At 74.5% G+C, this 17,319-nt stretch carries 12 protein-coding genes; 7 read left to right on the top strand and 5 right to left on the bottom strand.

Annotated elements, in window-relative coordinates; all coding sequences use genetic code 11:
* The first annotated feature begins 49 nt into the window (after positions 1-49).
* From LWC33_RS12435 to LWC33_RS12410, 6 genes are all read left to right on the top strand, one after another.
* Positions 50-3,709 carry a translation initiation factor IF-2 N-terminal domain-containing protein gene (locus LWC33_RS12435; RefSeq protein WP_233304466.1) on the top strand — a complete coding sequence of 1,220 codons (3,660 nt, stop codon included), beginning with the start codon at positions 50-52 and terminating at the stop codon, positions 3,707-3,709.
* A gap of 134 nt (positions 3,710-3,843) precedes the next feature.
* On the top strand, positions 3,844-4,152 hold the full coding sequence (gene rplU, locus LWC33_RS12430) for a 50S ribosomal protein L21 (protein WP_093087499.1): 309 nt from the start codon (positions 3,844-3,846) through the stop codon (positions 4,150-4,152).
* 13 nt (positions 4,153-4,165) lie between these two features.
* A complete protein-coding gene (rpmA, locus tag LWC33_RS12425; RefSeq protein ID WP_037043345.1) occupies positions 4,166-4,423 on the top strand; it encodes a 50S ribosomal protein L27 in 258 nt (85 codons plus the stop codon).
* A 110-nt stretch (positions 4,424-4,533) separates the two neighbouring features.
* Positions 4,534-6,126, top strand: a complete 1,593-nt coding sequence (gene obgE / locus LWC33_RS12420; RefSeq protein WP_233304465.1) for a GTPase ObgE — start codon at positions 4,534-4,536, stop codon at positions 6,124-6,126.
* 127 nt (positions 6,127-6,253) lie between these two features.
* Positions 6,254-7,366: a glutamate 5-kinase gene (gene proB / locus LWC33_RS12415; protein WP_233304464.1), complete on the top strand. Its 1,113-nt coding sequence runs from the start codon at positions 6,254-6,256 to the stop codon at positions 7,364-7,366.
* 72 nt (positions 7,367-7,438) lie between these two features.
* The gene (locus tag LWC33_RS12410; RefSeq protein ID WP_233304463.1) at positions 7,439-8,629 is read left to right on the top strand and encodes a methyltransferase domain-containing protein; all 1,191 of its coding nucleotides are present in this window, start codon (positions 7,439-7,441) and stop codon (positions 8,627-8,629) included.
* Here the strand turns inward: LWC33_RS12410 and LWC33_RS12405 are convergent.
* On the bottom strand, positions 8,595-9,038 hold the full coding sequence (locus tag LWC33_RS12405) for a nitroreductase/quinone reductase family protein (protein ID WP_233304462.1): 444 nt from the start codon (positions 9,036-9,038) through the stop codon (positions 8,595-8,597). The two genes, LWC33_RS12410 and LWC33_RS12405, sit on opposite strands and share 35 nt — an antisense overlap.
* A 164-nt stretch (positions 9,039-9,202) precedes the next feature.
* Here LWC33_RS12405 and LWC33_RS12400 point away from each other — a divergent pair, with 164 nt between their 5' ends.
* Positions 9,203-9,577, top strand: a complete 375-nt coding sequence (locus LWC33_RS12400) for a hypothetical protein (RefSeq protein ID WP_233304550.1) — start codon at positions 9,203-9,205, stop codon at positions 9,575-9,577.
* Positions 9,578-9,991: 414 nt separating this feature from the next.
* Here the strand turns inward: LWC33_RS12400 and LWC33_RS12395 are convergent, their stop codons facing one another.
* The 4 genes from LWC33_RS12395 to LWC33_RS12380 all read right to left on the bottom strand — a co-directional run bounded on the left by LWC33_RS12395 (position 9,992) and on the right by LWC33_RS12380 (position 17,189).
* Positions 9,992-10,450 (bottom strand): DUF6918 family protein, encoded by a 459-nt coding sequence (locus LWC33_RS12395; RefSeq protein ID WP_233304460.1) that lies wholly within the window; start codon positions 10,448-10,450, stop codon positions 9,992-9,994.
* A 1,689-nt stretch (positions 10,451-12,139) separates the two neighbouring features.
* Positions 12,140-14,233 (bottom strand): RecQ family ATP-dependent DNA helicase, encoded by a 2,094-nt coding sequence (locus tag LWC33_RS12390; protein WP_233304459.1) that lies wholly within the window; start codon positions 14,231-14,233, stop codon positions 12,140-12,142.
* 95 nt (positions 14,234-14,328) lie between these two features.
* On the bottom strand, positions 14,329-15,807 hold the full coding sequence (locus LWC33_RS12385; protein ID WP_233304458.1) for a dihydroorotase: 1,479 nt from the start codon (positions 15,805-15,807) through the stop codon (positions 14,329-14,331).
* Positions 15,804-17,189 (bottom strand): FAD-dependent oxidoreductase, encoded by a 1,386-nt coding sequence (locus LWC33_RS12380; RefSeq protein WP_233304456.1) that lies wholly within the window; start codon positions 17,187-17,189, stop codon positions 15,804-15,806. Before LWC33_RS12380 ends, LWC33_RS12385 begins: the two co-directional genes overlap by 4 nt.
* Positions 17,190-17,319 lie beyond the last annotated feature (130 nt).

Here is a 17,319-nt window from a genome sequence, read left to right as displayed (position 1 = left end):
GGCCCCTGTGCGGCCGCCCTCGAGGGGCGCCCGGGGGCGAAGGAGTTGGATGTCGATCAACGATGCGCCCGCCGGGGGTTCCGGCGGGCAGTTCTCCGTGTCGGAACTGCCGGAGAAGCTGCGTGTGCACGCCCTCGCCCGGCTGATCGGGCGGACCAGCAAGGAGGTTCTCGCGGCGCTCGCCGATCTCGGCAACGCCGCGCGGAGCGCACAGGCCGGCGTCGACCGGAAGACGGCCGAGCAGGTCGTCACCGCACTGCTCGGTGAGCAGGCCGTCGCGGAGCCGTCCGCTGCACCCGCCGCCGAGCCCGCTGCCGAGCCCGGGGCCCGGTCCGCCTCCCCCGAGCCCGCCGCCACGGTGGAGCCCGCCGCCCCGGAGACGGCCCCCACCGCCGAGACGGCCGCAGAGGCCGCCGCCGAGACCACCGGTGCCGGGCAGGGGTCCTCCCCGGCCGCCGAGCAGCCCGTCGCGGACACCCCGGCCGCGCAGACCGACGGCCCCCTCTCCCCGGTCTTCGCCCCGCCCGCACCGCTCTTCCAGGCTCCCCAGCCCGATGCCGCTCCGGCCCGCGGCCGGCGCCGGAAGGCCACCACGCCGGCCGAGCCCGCCGGGACCACCGAGGCCGCCACCGGGACCACGGACACCGGCGCCGCCCCCGCCGAGGACGAGACCGCCCCGAAGCCCCGGCGCTCCCGCCGCCGCAGCGGCAAGGCCGAGCCGGAGGCCGCCGAGGAGACCACCGGGACCCCGGCCGAGGCCACCCCGGCCGAGGAGCCGGAGGCGACCGACGACAGCGAGGCGGCCGAGACCGCCGACGGGGCCGACGGGTCGGACGAGGGCGACGACGACGGCGCGGCCCGCCGCCGTCGGCGCCGGGGCCGTCGCGGACGCGGCCGTGGCCGCGGGGACAACGGCGAGGCCGGCGACGACACCGACGGCGACACCGCGGAGGCCGGCGACGGCCCCGAGGACGCCGGAGACGCCGCGGAGTCCGACGAGTCGGCCGAGGACGCCGAAGCCGAGGACGAGGACGCCGACGAGGCCGAGGGCGAGGCCGGCGGTTCGCGCCGCCGTCGTCGCCGTCGCCGTCGCCGTGGCGCGGGCGACGCGTCCGACGAGCGCGGCGACGACGACCCGCCGAACACCGTGACGAAGGTCCGGCAGGGCCGGGACAAGGACCGCGACAAGGACTCCCGCGACTCCCGCGACTCCGGCGACGACGGGGTGCAGTCCGTCCGCGGCTCCACCCGGCTCGAGGCCAAGCGCCAGCGCCGCCGGGACGGCCGCGACGCCGGCCGCCGGCGGCCCCCGATCCTGTCCGAGGCCGAGTTCCTGGCCCGCCGCGAGTCCGTCGAGCGGTCGATGGTGGTCCGGCAGAGCGGGCCGCGCACCGAGATCGGCGTGCTCGAGGACGGGGTGCTGGTGGAGCACTTCGTCGCCGGCGGCGGCAACGGGTCGTCGGACCGGTCGGCGCCCGCGTCGATGGTCGGCAACATCTACCTCGGCCGCGTGCAGAACGTCCTGCCGAGCATGGAGGCCGCGTTCGTCGACATCGGCCGCGGTCGCAACGCCGTGCTCTACGCCGGCGAGGTCGACTGGGACGCCGCCGGGCTCAACGGCAAGGCCCGCCGCATCGAGCAGGCCCTGAGCAGCGGCGACAGCGTGCTCGTCCAGGTCACGAAGGACCCGGTCGGGCACAAGGGCGCCCGGTTGACCACGCAGATCAGCCTGGCCGGCCGCTTCCTGGTCTACGTGCCGAGCGGTGGCGCGGCGGGGATCTCCCGCAAGCTGCCCGACGTCGAGCGCAAGCGCCTCAAGGACATGCTGAAGGAGATCGTCCCGGCCGACGCCGGCGTGATCATCCGCACGGCCTCCGAGGGCGTCAGCCACGAGGCGCTGGAGCGCGACGTCCGCCGGCTGCAGGCGCAGTGGGAGGTCGTCAAGGAGAAGTCGGAGAAGACCGGCCCGAAGGCACCCAAGGCCCCCGCGCTGCTCTACGAGGAGCCCGACCTGCTGGTCAAGGTCGTCCGGGACCAGTTCAACGAGGACTTCTCCTCGCTGACCGTGTCCGGCGACGACGCGTGGGAGACCGTCTCGGACTACGTCGCGCACGTCGCGCCGGAGCTGGCCGACCGCCTGCACCGGCACGTCGGGCCGAAGGACGTCTTCGCCGAGCACCGGATCGACGAGCAGCTGCTCAAGGCGCTGGACCGGAAGGTCTGGCTGCCCTCCGGCGGCACGCTGGTGATCGACCGCACCGAGGCGATGACGGTCATCGACGTCAACACCGGCAAGTTCACCGGCTCCGGGGGCAACCTCGAGGAGACCGTCACGCGGAACAACCTGGAGGCGGCGGAGGAGATCGTCCGCCAGCTCCGGCTCCGCGACATCGGCGGCATCATCGTGGTCGACTTCATCGACATGGTGCTCGAGGCCAACCGCGACCTGGTGCTGCGCAGGCTCACCGAGTGCCTGGCACGGGACCGCACCCGCCACCAGGTGGCCGAGGTGACCTCGCTCGGCCTGGTCCAGATGACCCGCAAGCGGGTCGGCGGCGGGCTGCTCGAGCACTTCTCCACCCCGTGCGAGCACTGCCGCGGCCGGGGCGTGATCGTCTCGACCGACGGCGACCACGTGCACCCGGTGGACGACACCGCGGGTGGCGGCGGCGGCGAGGGCGGCCGCAAGCGCGGCCGGCGCCGCGGCGAGGACCGCGCCGAGCACACGCACGCGCCGAACACCCGCAGCGCGGCGGCGGCCGCCGCCGAGATCGTGGCGGCCGCACGGCACGCGAGCGGGACCGCGCCCGCCGACGTCGCCGACGTCGAGGACACCGACACGCCGGCGGGCGTCGCCGGGCCGGCCGCGGTCACCGAGGTGGTCGAGGCCACCCCGGCCCCGGTCCTCCCGGCCCCGGTCGCCGAGACCCCCGAGGCGCCCGTGGGCATGGACGAGCCGGACACCGGCCGTCCCGCCCGGCGGCGTGGCCGGCGCCGGGCCGAGCGGCCGGCCGGCAGCTCGGGCAGCGCCGAGGCCGTCGTCGTGACGGCGGAGGTGCCGGAGGAGCCCGCGAAGGACACCGCTGAGGACTCCGCGGAGGACTCCGCGGGGGCCCCCGAGGCGGCGACGCCGGCCCCGGGTACCGGCCCCGAGTCGGCGGCCCCGGCTCCGGAGGCGGCCCCCACCGAGGCGGCGTCGGCCGGAGCGGTGTCGGCCGAGGCGGCCCGGGCTGCGGCTGCGCCCCAGGACGGGCCGGAGGACGGGTCCCAGGACGTGCCTCCGACGACGTCGAACGGGCACGCCCCGGAGCCTGCGGCGGCGACCCCCGCCGTCGCGGAGCCCACCGGGCCGGCCGAGCCCACCGGGCCGGCCGGGTCCACCGGGGCGGCCGACGCCCCGGCCAGGCCGGAGAAGCGTCGCCGGGTCACCCGCTCGGCCGGCGCGCCCAGCACGGCGGCCGAGCCTGTCGTCGTCACGGCCCCGTTGCCGGACTCCGGTTCCGCCCCCGCGGCACCGCCACGGCCCGAGCCGGCGAACGACACGGCCGTCACCTCCCGTCCGCGCAGGTCGCGGCGGGCGGCGTCGCGCCCGGCGGGCCCGCCGAGCGAGGGCGAGGCAGCCGGCACCGTCACGCTCCCGGTGAGCTCGTCCGTCGGGGCGGGGGCGCCGGGCGGCCCGGAGGGATCGACCGGGGGGGACCCGGTTTGACCCTGCGATTTCCCCTTCCGTACCCTGGGAGTCAAGGAGCCGCGGCCTAGTGCTGCGGCGTGCGTGCCGTGCCCGTCCGCGGGACCGGGCCGCCCATGAGTCCCCCCGAGAGTTTCAGGAGTCGTGCGTCAACGATGTACGCGATCGTCAAGACCGGCGGTAAGCAGTACAAGGTGGCCGTCGACGACGTGGTCACCGTCGAGAAGATCGACGGTGAGCCCGGCGCCGAGATCAGCCTGCCCGCCGTGCTGCTCGTGGACGGCGACAAGCTGACCACGGATGCGGATGCGCTGGCCAAGGCCTCGGTGACCGCCACGGTCGTCGAGCACACCAAGGGCCCGAAGATCCGGATCCACAAGTTCAAGAACAAGACCGGGTACCACAAGCGTCAGGGCCACCGTCAGCCGCTGACCAAGGTCCAGGTCACCGGCATCAGCGCGTAAGGAGACCTGCGCCATGGCTCACAAGAAGGGTGCGTCCAGCTCCCGCAACGGGCGCGACTCGAACGCTCAGCGGCTGGGCGTCAAGCGGTTCGGCGGTCAGACCGTCAACGCCGGCGAGATCCTGATCCGCCAGCGTGGCACCAAGTTCCACCCGGGCGACGGCGTCGGCCGCGGTGGCGACGACACGCTGTTCGCGCTCGTCGAGGGCGCCGTCCAGTTCGGCCACAAGCGCGGCCGCAAGGTCGTCAACGTGGTGCCGGTCGAGGCCTGAGGCCCGACCACCACAGGCAGTTCGCGAGCGGCGGGCCCCGGGCTGGGGTCCGCCGCTCGTTTCGTCTGGGCGGGTGCGCCGCCGGGGCGCGTGTAGAGGAGTAGTCAGACATGTCGCGGTTCATCGACCGGGTCGTCGTGCACGCCACCGCGGGGGCGGGCGGCAACGGCTGCGCGTCGATCCATCGCGAGAAGTTCAAGCCGCTCGGCGGCCCCGACGGGGGCAACGGCGGCCGCGGCGGCTCGGTGGTGCTCGTCGTCGACCCGGGTGTGCACACCCTGCTCGACTTCCACCACCGCCCGCACGCCGTCGCGAAGAACGGCAAGCAGGGGCAGGGCGGGTTCCGGGCCGGCGCCAACGCCGAGGACCTGGAGCTGCGCGTCCCGGACGGCACGGTGGTGTTCGACCAGCGCGGCGAGATCGTCGCCGACCTGGTCGGGCCGGGCACCCGCTTCGTCGCCGCCGAGGGCGGCCGCGGCGGGCTGGGCAACGCGGCGCTGGCCTCCAGCGCCCGCAAGGCGCCCGGGTTCGCGCTGCTCGGCGAGGCGGGGGAGGCCCGCGACCTCACCCTCGAGCTCCGCTCGATGGCCGACGTCGGCCTCGTCGGCTTCCCGTCCGCCGGGAAGTCCTCGCTGGTCGCGGCCCTGTCCGCCGCCCGGCCGAAGATCGCGGACTACCCGTTCACCACGCTCGTCCCGCAGCTCGGCGTGGTCACCGCCGGCAGTGGATCCGACAGCGAGGTGTTCACCGTCGCCGACGTCCCCGGTCTCATCCCCGGCGCCTCCGAGGGCCGCGGGCTCGGCCTGGACTTCCTGCGACACATCGAGCGCTGCTCGGTGCTGGTGCACGTCGTCGACTGCGCCACCTTCGAGCCCGGCCGCGACCCCGTCGCCGACGTCCAGGCCCTCGAGGACGAGCTCGCCCGCTACACCCCGGCGCTCGGCGGCGACCTCGCCGACCGGCCCCGGCTCGTCGCGCTCAACAAGATCGACGTGCCCGACGCCGCCGACATGGTCGAGATCGTGACCGCCGACCTGCAGGAGCGCTTCGGCTGGCCGATCTTCCCGATCTCCACCGCCAGCCGGAAGGGCCTGCGCGAGCTGGCTTTCGCGATGGGCGAGCAGGTGGCGGCGTACCGGGCCGCGCAGCCCGTCGTCGAGCCCACGCGGATCGTGCTGCGCCCGCAGGCCGTCGACGACGCCGGGTTCACCGTCGAGCCGGACCCGCAGCTCGAGGGCGGGTTCCTGGTGCGCGGGCCCCGACCCGAGCGCTGGATCCGGCAGACCAACTTCGACAACGACGAGGCGGTCGGCTACCTCGGCGACCGGCTCGCCCGGCTCGGCGTGGAGGACGCGCTGGCCGAGGCCGGCGCCGTCCCGGGCTGCCCGGTCACGATCGGCGACGTCACCTTCGACTGGCAGCCCAGCACCCCGGCCGGGGTGGCCCGGGTCATGTCCGGACGCGGTACGGACGCGCGGGTCGAAGGCGGGGCCGCGCGCGTGTCGGCCGCGGAGCGCAAGCTCGCGAAGCTGGCCCGGCGGCGGCACCTCACGGACGCCGAGCTGGCCGCCGGCGCGAGCTACGCCCACGAGGCCCGCTGGACCAACGACGCCGCCGACGAGGACGACGAGGAGCTGTTCGAGCTCGGCGACGACGAGCTGGAGATCTGGGACGACCCCGGCGACGCGGACGCGTCCCGGTGACCGCCCTCCCCGCGAGTCGGGCTCTCGGCTCCGGCGAGTCGGGCGCTGAGATTCACCCCGCGGCGCGGTGCCCGAAGCCCACAGCCCGACTCACCGGAGCTCACGACGCGACTCGCGGGTGGTCGCGGTGACCGACACCCGCAGGCTGCTCGGCGACGCCCGCCGGGTCGTCGTCAAGGTGGGGTCGTCGTCGTTGACCAGCCTGGCCGGGGGGCTCGATCCGGCCCGCCTGCATCGGCTGGTCGACGCGCTCGCCGCCCGGCGGGCCGCCGGGTCGCAGGTCGTCCTGGTCAGCTCCGGCGCGATCGCGGCCGGCCTGGCGCCGCTCGGGCTGGTCCGCCGCCCCCGGGACCTGGCCACGCAGCAGGCGGCCGCGAGCGTCGGGCAGCTGCTGCTCGCGCACGCGTACTCGGCCTCCTTCCTGCGCCACGACCAGCGGATCGGCCAGGTCCTGCTCACCGCGGACGACATGATCCGCCGCTCGCACTACCGCAACGCCCAGCGCACCCTCGAGCGGCTGCTGGGGCTCGACGTCATCCCCGTCGTCAACGAGAACGACACCGTGGCCACGGACGAGATCCGCGTCGGCGACAACGACCGGCTCGCCGCCCTGGTCGCGCACATCGTCGGGGCGGACGCGCTGGTCCTGCTCAGCGACGTCGACGGGCTCCACGACGGCGATCCCCGTCGCCCCGGCTCCACCCTGCTCGCCGAGGTGGGGTCCCCGGCCGACCTCGACGCCGTCACGGTGGCGAAGCCCGGTCAGGGCAGCCTGGGCACCGGCGGGATGACCACGAAGATCACCGCGGCGGCGATGGCGTCGGCCTCGGGCATCCCGGTGCTGCTCGCTGCGGCCGACGAGGTGGCCGAAGCCCTCGACACGGAGGGGCCGAAGGTCGGCACGGCCTTCCGGGCGTCGGGGCGGCGGATGTCCGCGCGGCTGTTCTGGATGAAGCACGCCGCCGACGTCCGCGGGCGCCTCGACCTCGACGCGGGCGCGGTGAGCGCGGTGGTCGAGCGGCGGCGGTCGCTGCTGGCCCCGGGCGTGCACGGCCTCGACGGCGACTTCGTCTCCGGCGACGTCGTCGACCTGGTGGGCCCGTACGGCGCGGTCGTGGCCCGGGGCGTGGTCAACTACGACGCCACCGAGTTGCCGGGCATCATCGGGCGGCGCTCGTCGGACCTGCCCCGCCACTACCGGCGGGAGATCGTCCACGCCGACGACCTCGTGATCCTCTGAGCAGATCCCGAGCCGATCCCGCGCGGCGGACCACGGATGCGGCGGACCGCCGGGCGGGGGCAGACTCGGCGGATGACCGACCCGGCGACCGATCCGGATCAGGCCCGCGTGCGGATGGTGCGCGGCCTCCGGTCGCACGGGTGTGCGCTCACGCCCGCCGTGGTCGAGGCCTTCCTGGCCGTGCCGCGGCACCTGTTCCTGCCCGACGTCCCGATCGGCGACGCCTACGCCGACGAGGCCGTCCCGACCCAGGTCGTCGACGGGATCGCGACCAGCTCGGCGTCGCAGCCCTCGATGATGGCGATCATGCTCGAGCAGCTGGCGCCGGCGCGCGGGCACCGCGTCCTCGAGATCGGTGCGGGCACCGGGTACAACGCCGCGCTCCTCTCCCGGCTCGTCGGGCCGTCCGGACGGGTCGTGTCCGTGGACATCGACGCGGAGCTGGTCGAGCAGGCCGCGCGGCACCTCGCGCAGGCCGGGATCACCGGCGTGGACCTACGGGTCGGCGACGGCGCGCTCGGCGTGCCCGACGCCGCCCCCTACGACCGCGTCGTGCTCACCGTCGGCAGCTGGGACCTCCGGCCCGAGTGGGTGGCCCAGCTCGCGCCGGGCGGGCGGCTGCTGCTCCCGCTGACCGTGCGGGGCAGCCAGCTGTCGGTGGCTTTCGACCTGCGGCCCGACGGGGTCCTGGAGAGCCGTTCGGTCCGCAGCTGCGCGTTCATCCGGCTGCGCGGGGCGGGCGCGGGGCCGGAGGCGACCGAGCACGTGGGGCCCGGGTGGGCCGCCCAGGTGCCGGAGGGCACGCGCCCTGATCTGGAGGCGGTCGCCGCGCTGCTCGACGAGCCGCGGAAGCTCCACCGCTCGACCGGGAACCTGGAGCGCGCGGACGTCTGGGACGGGCTGGGGCTGTGGCTCATGCTGGCCGTGCCCGGCGCCCTGCGGCTGCTGACCGGTGACGCCGACGACGCCCCCGGGCACTGGCTGGTCCCGACCGGGCAGGGCCGTGCGACCGTGGCGGTCGCGGTGTCGGGCGGGCTCGCCGCGCTGGTCACCGAGCCGGCGGGGGTGCGCGCCTTCGGGCCCGAGGGCGAGACGGCGGTGCAGCTGCTGCGGGCCGGCATCGAGGCCTGGCACGCGGCCGGCCGGCCGCACGCGGCGGACCTGCGGATCCTCGCCGTGCCCGCCGGGGCGGCGCTGCCCGGCGAGGGCGCGGTCGTCGAGAAGGAGCTCAGTCGGCTGGTGGTGGCACCGGCACCAGCCTGACCAGCGGGATCTCCCGCTCGGTCCGGCGCTGGTAGCCCGCGTAGTTGCGGTAGCGCGAGGCGATCCGCTCCCACAGCACCGGCCGCTCGTCGGGCCCCACGATCTCCGCCCGGCGGGGCTCGCGCGGGCCGCCGCGCACCGAGACCTGCACCTCGGGGCGGTCGCGCAGGTTGAGGAACCAGGCCGGGTGGCGGTCGTCGCCACCCCGCGAGGCGACCACCACCAGGGTGTCGCCCTCCACCAGCGGCGCGGTGAGCAGGACCGAACGGGGCTCCCCGCTGCGCCGGCCGAGGGTGGTCAGCTCGAGGACGGGCATCCCCGCGGCGTCGTGGCCGACGCGGCCGCCGGTCGCCTTGAGCAGCAGGCGATGCACGGCGTTCATGCCCTTGAGCACGAGATCATGAGGCACGATCCGAGCCTAGGGGCGTCTGGTCGGTCACCGTCGATGGGCTCGGTGATCCGGGCGGCTCCTGGCAAGGCGGAGCCGGGTCCTCGAACCGGGCGTCTTCGGGCCCGGCGACAACGCGGCCAGGGGTCGCGCGGGCGCCGCGGCCGCGGCGGGTGATCCACCAGATGCCCCTGCCCGGGGCGGGTAACGGCGGCCGGGGGCGGGGCGAACCGGCGGGGGTGAACGGCGGGGAGAGCGGGCGTGACCGGCAGCGCGGGGTGCTCCTGGAGCCGCCCGCGGGCCGGTGGACGACCGGGCCGATCCGGACCCGGCCGCCGTGGACGGTGCGGCCCGCACGCCCCACGCCGCTCGAGACCGAGGACGTCCTGCGGGTCCGGCGCGCGGTCAGCGTGGCCCTCGACCGCTACCCCGGCCCGGTGGGCCAGCTGATCGCCGCGGAGCTGCTCGACTACGCCGACCAGGCCTGGCGTGGGGAACCCGAGGGGCTGTCCGAGCGGCTGGTCGCCGACCTGCTCGGCGAGGCGGGGCCACAGCGCTGAGTCCGGGTGGTGCATGCCCGGGTGGTGCGAAGCCGGGTGGTGCAGAGCCGGGTGGTGCAGAGCCGGGTGGTGCAGAGCCGGGTGGTGCGGAGCCGGGTGGTGCGGAGCCGGGTGGTGCGGAGGCCGGGTGGTGCGGAGGCCGGGTGGTGCAGAGGCCGGGTGGTGCGGAGCCGGGTGGTGCGGAGCGGGGTGGTGCGGAGCCGGGTTGTGGCTGCCCGGGTGGTGCTGAGCCGGGTGTGCGGAGCCGGGTGGTGGAGAGGCCGGGTGAATAGCCCGGTGGGGCCGGTGGTGCTCGAGGGGCATTGAGTCCGGGGCGCCGGGTCCGGATCCGGAGGGCGGCCGGACGGGCCGGGGCGACGTCGTCGGCGCCCCGGCCCTCGCCGGCCTGCCGTGCGGCAGACGCGGAGCCGGCTCTCAGGCGCCGGCGGAGGCGGCGTGCTTGCCGATGAGGCTGCCGAGGCGGGGGAGGGCCTCCTCGACGTTCTTGCGGGCGTTTGGGCGCAGCTTGGCGTAGGCCTTCTTCAGCGCATCCGAGCTGGAGTTCTCGGCACGCCGGTCGGTGACGCCGAGGAGCGCGTCGGCGACCTCGGGGCGGCCCGCCAGGTAGGCACCGAAGTCGCTGCCCGCGGCACCGGCCTTGTAGTCGGCGTAGAAGGGCTGCAGGGCACCGGCGAACTGCGGCAGCATGCGGTCGACGGCCGAGGGCACGACACCGGGCCGGACCTTCGACACCGTCTGGTAGCCGAGCTTGATGGCGGCGCCGGACATGCCGCCCTTGTCCTTCACCTCCTGCCCGACGAGCTCGTTCAGGTCGGCGACGACGGCGGGCCGGCGCGCGGGGTCGGTGAGGATGGTCTCGAGGTTCTGAGTCACGGGGCTCGTCCTCTCTCACGGGAGTCGGTGGGGGGCGAGACCGGAAGGTATTACACGCGTGTGATTCACCCTGACGGGCCCCGTGAGCGAACGGCTACGCGCGGTGCGGTAGGCGTCGGTCCTACCCCCGCTCGGGTACTCACCGGCGACCCGGCCGTTCCTCCACCTGGCGCTCTGCGTGTGCTGCGCACGGGGCGCCACAGCCGCAATCGGTGTCGTCCGAATGTAGGACGGCGCACAGCGACTCCGGGAGAACCCACCGGCCCGCTCACAAGATCACCGGTCGTGGAGTCGGACGGTCGAATTTCGACTCTTCTACTCCACAACCAGCGATCACGGCGCACGACAGCCCCGAGAGATCCACCGCTCTGCGGACAAGATCACGGATTCTGGAGAAGGACAGTCGAATTCCGGCTCTCCCGCTCCACGACTAGTGATCATGGTGCGCACCGACCGGCACCCGGGACGCCGATTCAGGGGCTGCACGCAAGATCACCGGTTCTGGAGCGACATGGTCGGATTTCGACTCGTCTGCTCCACAACCGGCGATCATGGTGTCGTCGGCGTCGGCCGAGCCGCCAAATCGCGCGTCGGGAGCGAGAACCGCGGTGAGCGCTTCCGCTCCGCGCCCCAGATCCAGGCTGTCGCTCCGCGCCTCAGATCAGGCTGCCGCTCCGCGCCCCAGATTCAGGCTGCCGCTGGCCGGGGCAAGATCACTGGTCGTGGAGCAGGGCAGTCGGATCTCGACCCTCTCGCTCCACGACCAGCGATCACGGTGTACCGCGGTCCCAGGGGGCCGCCGAGCCGCGGACAAGATCACCAGTTCTGGAGCAGGACGGTCGGATTTCGACCCTCCTGCTCCACGGCCGGCGATCATGGCGCGCAACAGCCCCGAGAGACCTCCGGCCTGCGCACAAGATCGTCTGTCCTGGAGGAGGACGGTCGGATTTCGACCGTCTGGCTCCACGGCTGGCGATCATGGTGCCTCGGCCCGCTCCGGGGAGCGGCAGAGTAGGTCGAGGGTGAGGTGTCGCGGGAAGTGGCGCGTGCGCTGCGCGCCTCACAATCAGGCAGCCAACAGGTCCGTCACCTACCGACGAGATCAATGGTTGTGGAGCGGGACGGTCGGATTTCGACTCTCTTGCTCCACGACCAGCGATCACGGTGCACAGCGGTCTCGAGGGTCCGGCGAACGCGGGCAAGATCACTGGGCGTGGAGCGGCACGGTCGGATTTCGACTCTCTTGCTCCACGACCAGCGATCACGGTGCCCAGCGGTCTCGAGGGTCCGGCGAACGCGGGCACGATCACTGGGCGTGGAGCGGCACAGTCGGATTTCGACTCTCTTGCTCCACGACCAGCGATCACGGTGCACAGCAGCCCCGAGAGATCCACCGGCCTGCGGGCAGATCACCGGTCCTGCAGTAGGAGGGTCGGATTTCGCCCCTGTGGCTCCAGGGCTAGCGAGCATGGTGTCGCCGCCCGCTCCAGGCGAGCCGCGGAATGGGTTGAGGGCGCGGCCGAGTCGCCGAGTCAGCGAGCCGCGGACAAGATCACCGGTTGTGGAGCGGGACGGTCGGATCTCGACCCTTCCACTCCGCGACCAGCGATCATGGGGCACAGCGACCCGCATCGAGTCGCCGAGTCGGCGAGCCGCGGACAGGCCCGCCCGACCACCTCGCAGAGCGGGTCAGCCCGCCAGGGTCAGGGCGAGCGGGAGGACCGCGGGGGCGCCGGCGCGGCGGACCGCCCGGGCGGCGACGGTCATCGTCCAGCCCGAGTCGACCAGGTCGTCGACCAGCAGCACCGGGCCGTCGAGGCCCGCGAGGTCGGGCAGCGCGGCGGTGTCGAACCCCTCCCACACCGCGGCGAGCCGCTGTGCCGAGTTCTCGTGCGTGCCCGGGCGCTCACCGGCCGGAGGGAGCGTGCCCAGCAGCGGCAGCCGCCCGATCTCGGCGATCCGGCGGGAAAGGTGCTCGAGTTGGTGCGGGCGAGTGCGCGACCCGAGCCCGACGACGCCGACCGGTCGCTGCGCCCAGTCCCAGCCGGCGAGCACGCGCACCACGGCGTCGAGCAGGTCGGACGGGACGGGCTGGTCCGGCCCGGCGAGCAGCTCGCGCAGCCGCGTGCCCCAGCCGATGTCCGACAGCCGCCCGACGGCCCGCCCGGGCTCGGCGAGCTCGTCGGCCTTGAGCCGGCCCGACACCGGGATCCCCAGCTCCTTCATCCCGCTCGGCCACATCTTGCGGGGCGCGATCTCCACACCCGGTTTCTGGAGCCGCTCGGCGGCGGCCGCGGACACCTCGGCGGACACCTCGGGCGACCAGACGGTGCCGGTGCACACGTCGCACCGGCCGCACGGCGTGGGGTCCGGATCGTCGAGCTGGCGGCGCAGGAAGACGAGCCGGCACTCGTCCGTGGTGAGGTAGTCGAGCATCGCCTGCTGCTCGGCCTTGCGGGCGGCCGCGATCCGCTGGTGCCGCTCCCGGTCGTAGACCCACTCCGCCCCGGTGCCGATCCACCCGCCCTTGACCCGCTTCGCCGCCCCGTCCGAGTCGAGGACCTTGAGCAGCATCTCCAGCCGGGTGCGGGAGAGGTCGACGCGGGTCTCCAGCGCGGCGGTGGAGAGCGGCTGGTCGGAGAGCGCGGCCAGGGTCTGACGCACCAGCGGCTCCGGCGGGAAGGCCAGCGAGGCGAAGTACGCCCAGATCTCCCGGTCCTCCTGCCCGGGCAGGAGCACCACCTCCGCCCGGTCCAGGGCACGCCCGGCGCGACCGATCTGCTGGTAGTAGGCCACCGGCGAGGACGGCGCCCCGAGGTGCACGACGAACCCGAGGTCCGGCTTGTCGAAGCCCATCCCCAGTGCCGACGTGGCGACCAAGGCCTTCACCCGATTGGCCAACAGGTCGCCCTCGGCGTCGAGCCGCTCCTCCGCGTCCGTCTTCCCCGTGTACGCCCGCACCGCGAACCCCCGCGAGCGCAGGAACTCCGCGACCTCCTCGGCCGCCTGCACGGTGAGCGTGTAGACGATCCCGGCGCCGGGCAGCTCGTCGAGCCGCGAGGCGAGCCAGGCCAGCCGGTCCGCCGGGCTCCTGATGTCCACCACCGAGAGCCGCAACGACGCCCGGTCGAGCGACCCGCGCAGCACCAGCGGCTCGCCGGACTGCAATCCCAGCTGCTCGGTCACGTCCGTGACCACCCGGTCGTTCGCCGTGGCCGTGGTGGCCAGCACGGGGATCCCGGGCGGCAGCTCGGCGATGAGCGCCCGCAGCCGCCGGTAGTCGGGCCGGAAGTCGTGCCCCCAGTCGGACACGCAGTGCGCCTCGTCGACCACCAGCATGCCCGCGGTCCGGGTCAGCTCGGGCAGCACACGGTCCCGGAAGTCCGGGTTGTTCAGCCGCTCCGGGCTGACGAGCAGCACGTCGACCTCGCCGGCGGCGATCTCGGCGTAGGTCCGTTCCCACTCGTCGAGGTTCGCGGAGTTGACGGTGACGGCCACGATCCCGGCCCGGGTCGCCGCGTCGATCTGGTTGCGCATCAGCGCGAGCAGCGGCGACACGATCACCGTGGGCCCCGCGCCCTGCTCCCGCAGCAGCGCCGTGGCCAGGAAGTACACCGCGGACTTGCCCCACCCGGTGCGCTGCACGACCAGCGCACGCCGGTGCTCGGCGACGAGGGCGTGGATGGCGGTCCACTGGTCCTCGCGCAGCCGGGCGCCCTCGCCGGCGAGGGTCTGCAGCAGCTCCTCGGCGCGGGAGCGGAGATCGGGCTCCGTGGTCGTCATGCCCCCATCGTGGCGGCACCCCCCGACAGAACGGGACGGGCCCCGCGGATCCGGCGCACGGAACCGCGGGGCCCGGACGAGCGGGCCGGTGTCGCTCAGGCCCGGCCGGTCGGCCGGTGCAGGTAGCGCCCGGTCGGCTCGCCGACGACCTTGCCGTCGTCGTAGACCGGACGTCCGCGCAGGAACGTGGTGGTGACCGTCGAGCCGATCTCCAGCCCGCGGAAGGGCGTGTACTCCTGCGTCGACTCGGAGTCCGCCGGGTCGACGACGTACGAGCGGTCCGGGTCGACGAGCGCGATGTCGGCGTCGAAGCCCGGGGCGATGTCGCCCTTGGTCGGCAGCCCGAGCCGCTGGGCCGGGTTCCAGGCGGTCAGCTCGGCCACGCGGGACATCGAGAGCCCGCGCTTGCGGCCCTCGCCGACGAGACCCGGCAGGAGGTACTCGGTGCCGCCGAAGCCGGACTTGGCGGCGAACACGTCCGCCTTGTCGGTGCCGCCGGAGCCGAACTTCGTCTCCTCCTTGCAGCAGGCGTGGTCGGAGACGACCCAGCTGACGTCGCCGCCCAGCAGGTGCTCCCACAGCGCCTCGACGTCCGCGCGGGGCCGCAGGGGTGGGTTCACCTTGCCGCCGATGCCGTCGGCGGTCGTCACATCGGCGAGCAGGTGGCCGATGGTGACCTCGCGGCGGAAGTCGACGTGCGGGAAGGCGCGCTGCATCGTCATCGCCGCCTCCATCGCCTTCGCCGACGACAGGTGCAGCAGGTTGATCGTGGGCAGCTGCGTCTCGTGGGCGAGGTAGGAGGCGATGGTGACCGCGAGGCCCTCGGAGTGCGGCGGGCGGGAGGCGCTGTAGGCCTCGAGGCCGGTGAGCCGGCCCTCCTCCTCGACGAGCTTCGTGTACGCGGTCATGATCTCGGCCGTCTCGCAGTGCAGCGACAGCGAGATCTGGTCGGCGATCTCCGGGTTCGCCTCGCGGGCGGCCTGGATGCCGCGCATGACGAACTCGAAGTGCGCCAGGTCGTACCGCTCGCCCTCGGGGATCATGAGGAAGGAGTTCTGGTCCGCCGAGCGCCCGTGCAGGCCGTGGCTGCCGTAGAACATGAAGATCTTGAACGAGGTCACCCCGTGGTCGCGGACCAGCGCCGGGATCTCGTCGATGTGCGAGCGCTGCATCGGGGCGAGGTGGAAGGCGTAGTCGACGTACGAGCGCCCCTCGGCCGCGGCCAGCACCTCGGGGAAGACCTCGGCGTAGCTGCCGCCGCGGTTGAGGTAGTACTGCCCGGTCCGCATGTAGGTCAGCGAGGTGGTGACGCCGCCCTGGGCGCAGGCGCGGCTCTCGGTGGCGGTGTCCTCGGCGAGCGGGTTGTAGATGCCCCAGTGCTGGTGCGCGTCGACGACACCGGGGAACGCGAGCCGGCCGCGGCCCTCGTGGACGGCGGTGCCCTCGGGCACCTCGATCCGGGGCGCGACCTCGGACACCCGCCCGTCGGTCACGGCGATGTCGGCGTGCTGCGGGTCACCGCCGCCGGGCCGCACGACCTGGACGTCGCGGATGATCAGGTCGGGCTTGGTCATCGGGCTGCACCTTCTTCGACGGAGGGAACGGCCGCGCGGGCGACGTGCCCGGCGGCCAGGTAGGCGAGGCCGAGGGCGGGCAGCAGCCCGTTCCCGGCGAGGTAGCCGGCGGCGCCGTGGCCGGAGATCCCGACCGCGGCACCGCCGGAGGCGTAGAGGCCGGGCAGCGGTGCGCCGCCGGCGTCGAGGACCCGGGCGTCCGCGTCGACGCGCAGGCCGCCCTGGGTGTGGAAGAGCGCGGGCACGATCTCGACGGCGTGGAACGGGCTCGTGAGCGGCGCCTCGACCGTGCGGCCGAAGCGGTCCGGGGCCTCGCCCCGGGCGACGGCGGCCAGGGCGTCGATCTCCTCGGCCAGCGGTCCGGCCGGCAGGCCGGTGGCCTCGGCGAGCTCGGCGACGGTCGCGCCCGTGCGGACCGCCCCGGCGGACCGGACGTCCAGGTAATCGGTGAACGTGCGGCACAGGGCGTCGATCCGCCCGTCGTACACCATCCAGCCGCGGCCGCCGGGCTGCGCGGCGAGGGTCGCGGCGTACTCGGAGTAGCCGGTGGTCTCGTCGCCGAAGCGGCGGCCCGACCCGTCGACGACCGCCCCGCCGTGCATCACCGCGGTCCAGGTCAGGAGCGTCTGGGCCTTCGCCGAGAGCGCGGCGTGTCCCTGGTAGGCGTCCAGGCAGCCGGTCGCGGCCCCGTGTGCGGCGCCGATCCGCAGCGCGTCGCCGCGCGAGTGCTCACTGCCGTGGTAGTGGGCCTCGGCGATCTCCGGCAGATGGGTCCGGACGAGCTCCGGGTCGGCGCCGAAACCGTTGGTGGCCAACAGGACCGCGCGGGCCGTGATCTCCTCCCGGGTCCCGTCCGGATGCTCGACGACGGCGACCCGGGTCCCGTCGGGCCCGGGCGGGGCGTCGACGAGCCGGCAGGGGGCGAGCACGTCGACCCGCGAGGATGCCGCCACGGCGTCGGACAGGTATTTGAGCAGGGCCGAGCCGTGCCGGCCCGGGACCGTGTGCACGCGTGGAACGGAGTGGCCCGGGTAGTCGAAGTCGGTGGGGAGCTCGATCGGCATGCCGACGTGGTCGGCGAGCCACTCGACCAGCTCGGCACCGACCTCGGCGAGCGCCCTGGCGACCACGGGGTCGGCCGTGCCGTGCGTCTTGGCCTCGACGTCGGCCAGGAAGCGGGCCGGGGAGTCCTCGATCCCGGCGGCGGCCTGGAACCGCGACCCCGGGCCCGGGACCATCGCCGTCGACATCGAGGTGTTGTTGCCGCGCAGATAGTGCGGATTGGCCTCGACCACGAGCACGTCGAGCCCCAGTTGTGCGGCGCGGACCGCGCCGGCGAGCCCTCCGCCCGCCCCGGCGATGACCAGGTCGACCTCCGTCACCCTGACCTCCGTTCCGCTGAGAGAAACATCTGTGAACCTCGCAAGGTGTAGCGATGAGACCACCGGACCAGGACTTATGCAAGACCTTGAGACGGATCGCTTGACATCGCCCCGGGCTGCGGCCCACTCT

It is taken from the genome of Pseudonocardia terrae (assembly GCF_021343995.1).
Lineage (GTDB): Bacteria > Actinomycetota > Actinomycetes > Mycobacteriales > Pseudonocardiaceae > Pseudonocardia > Pseudonocardia terrae.
Note: the sequence above shows the minus strand (reverse complement) of the source record. Positions and strands in the feature narration are given on the sequence as shown.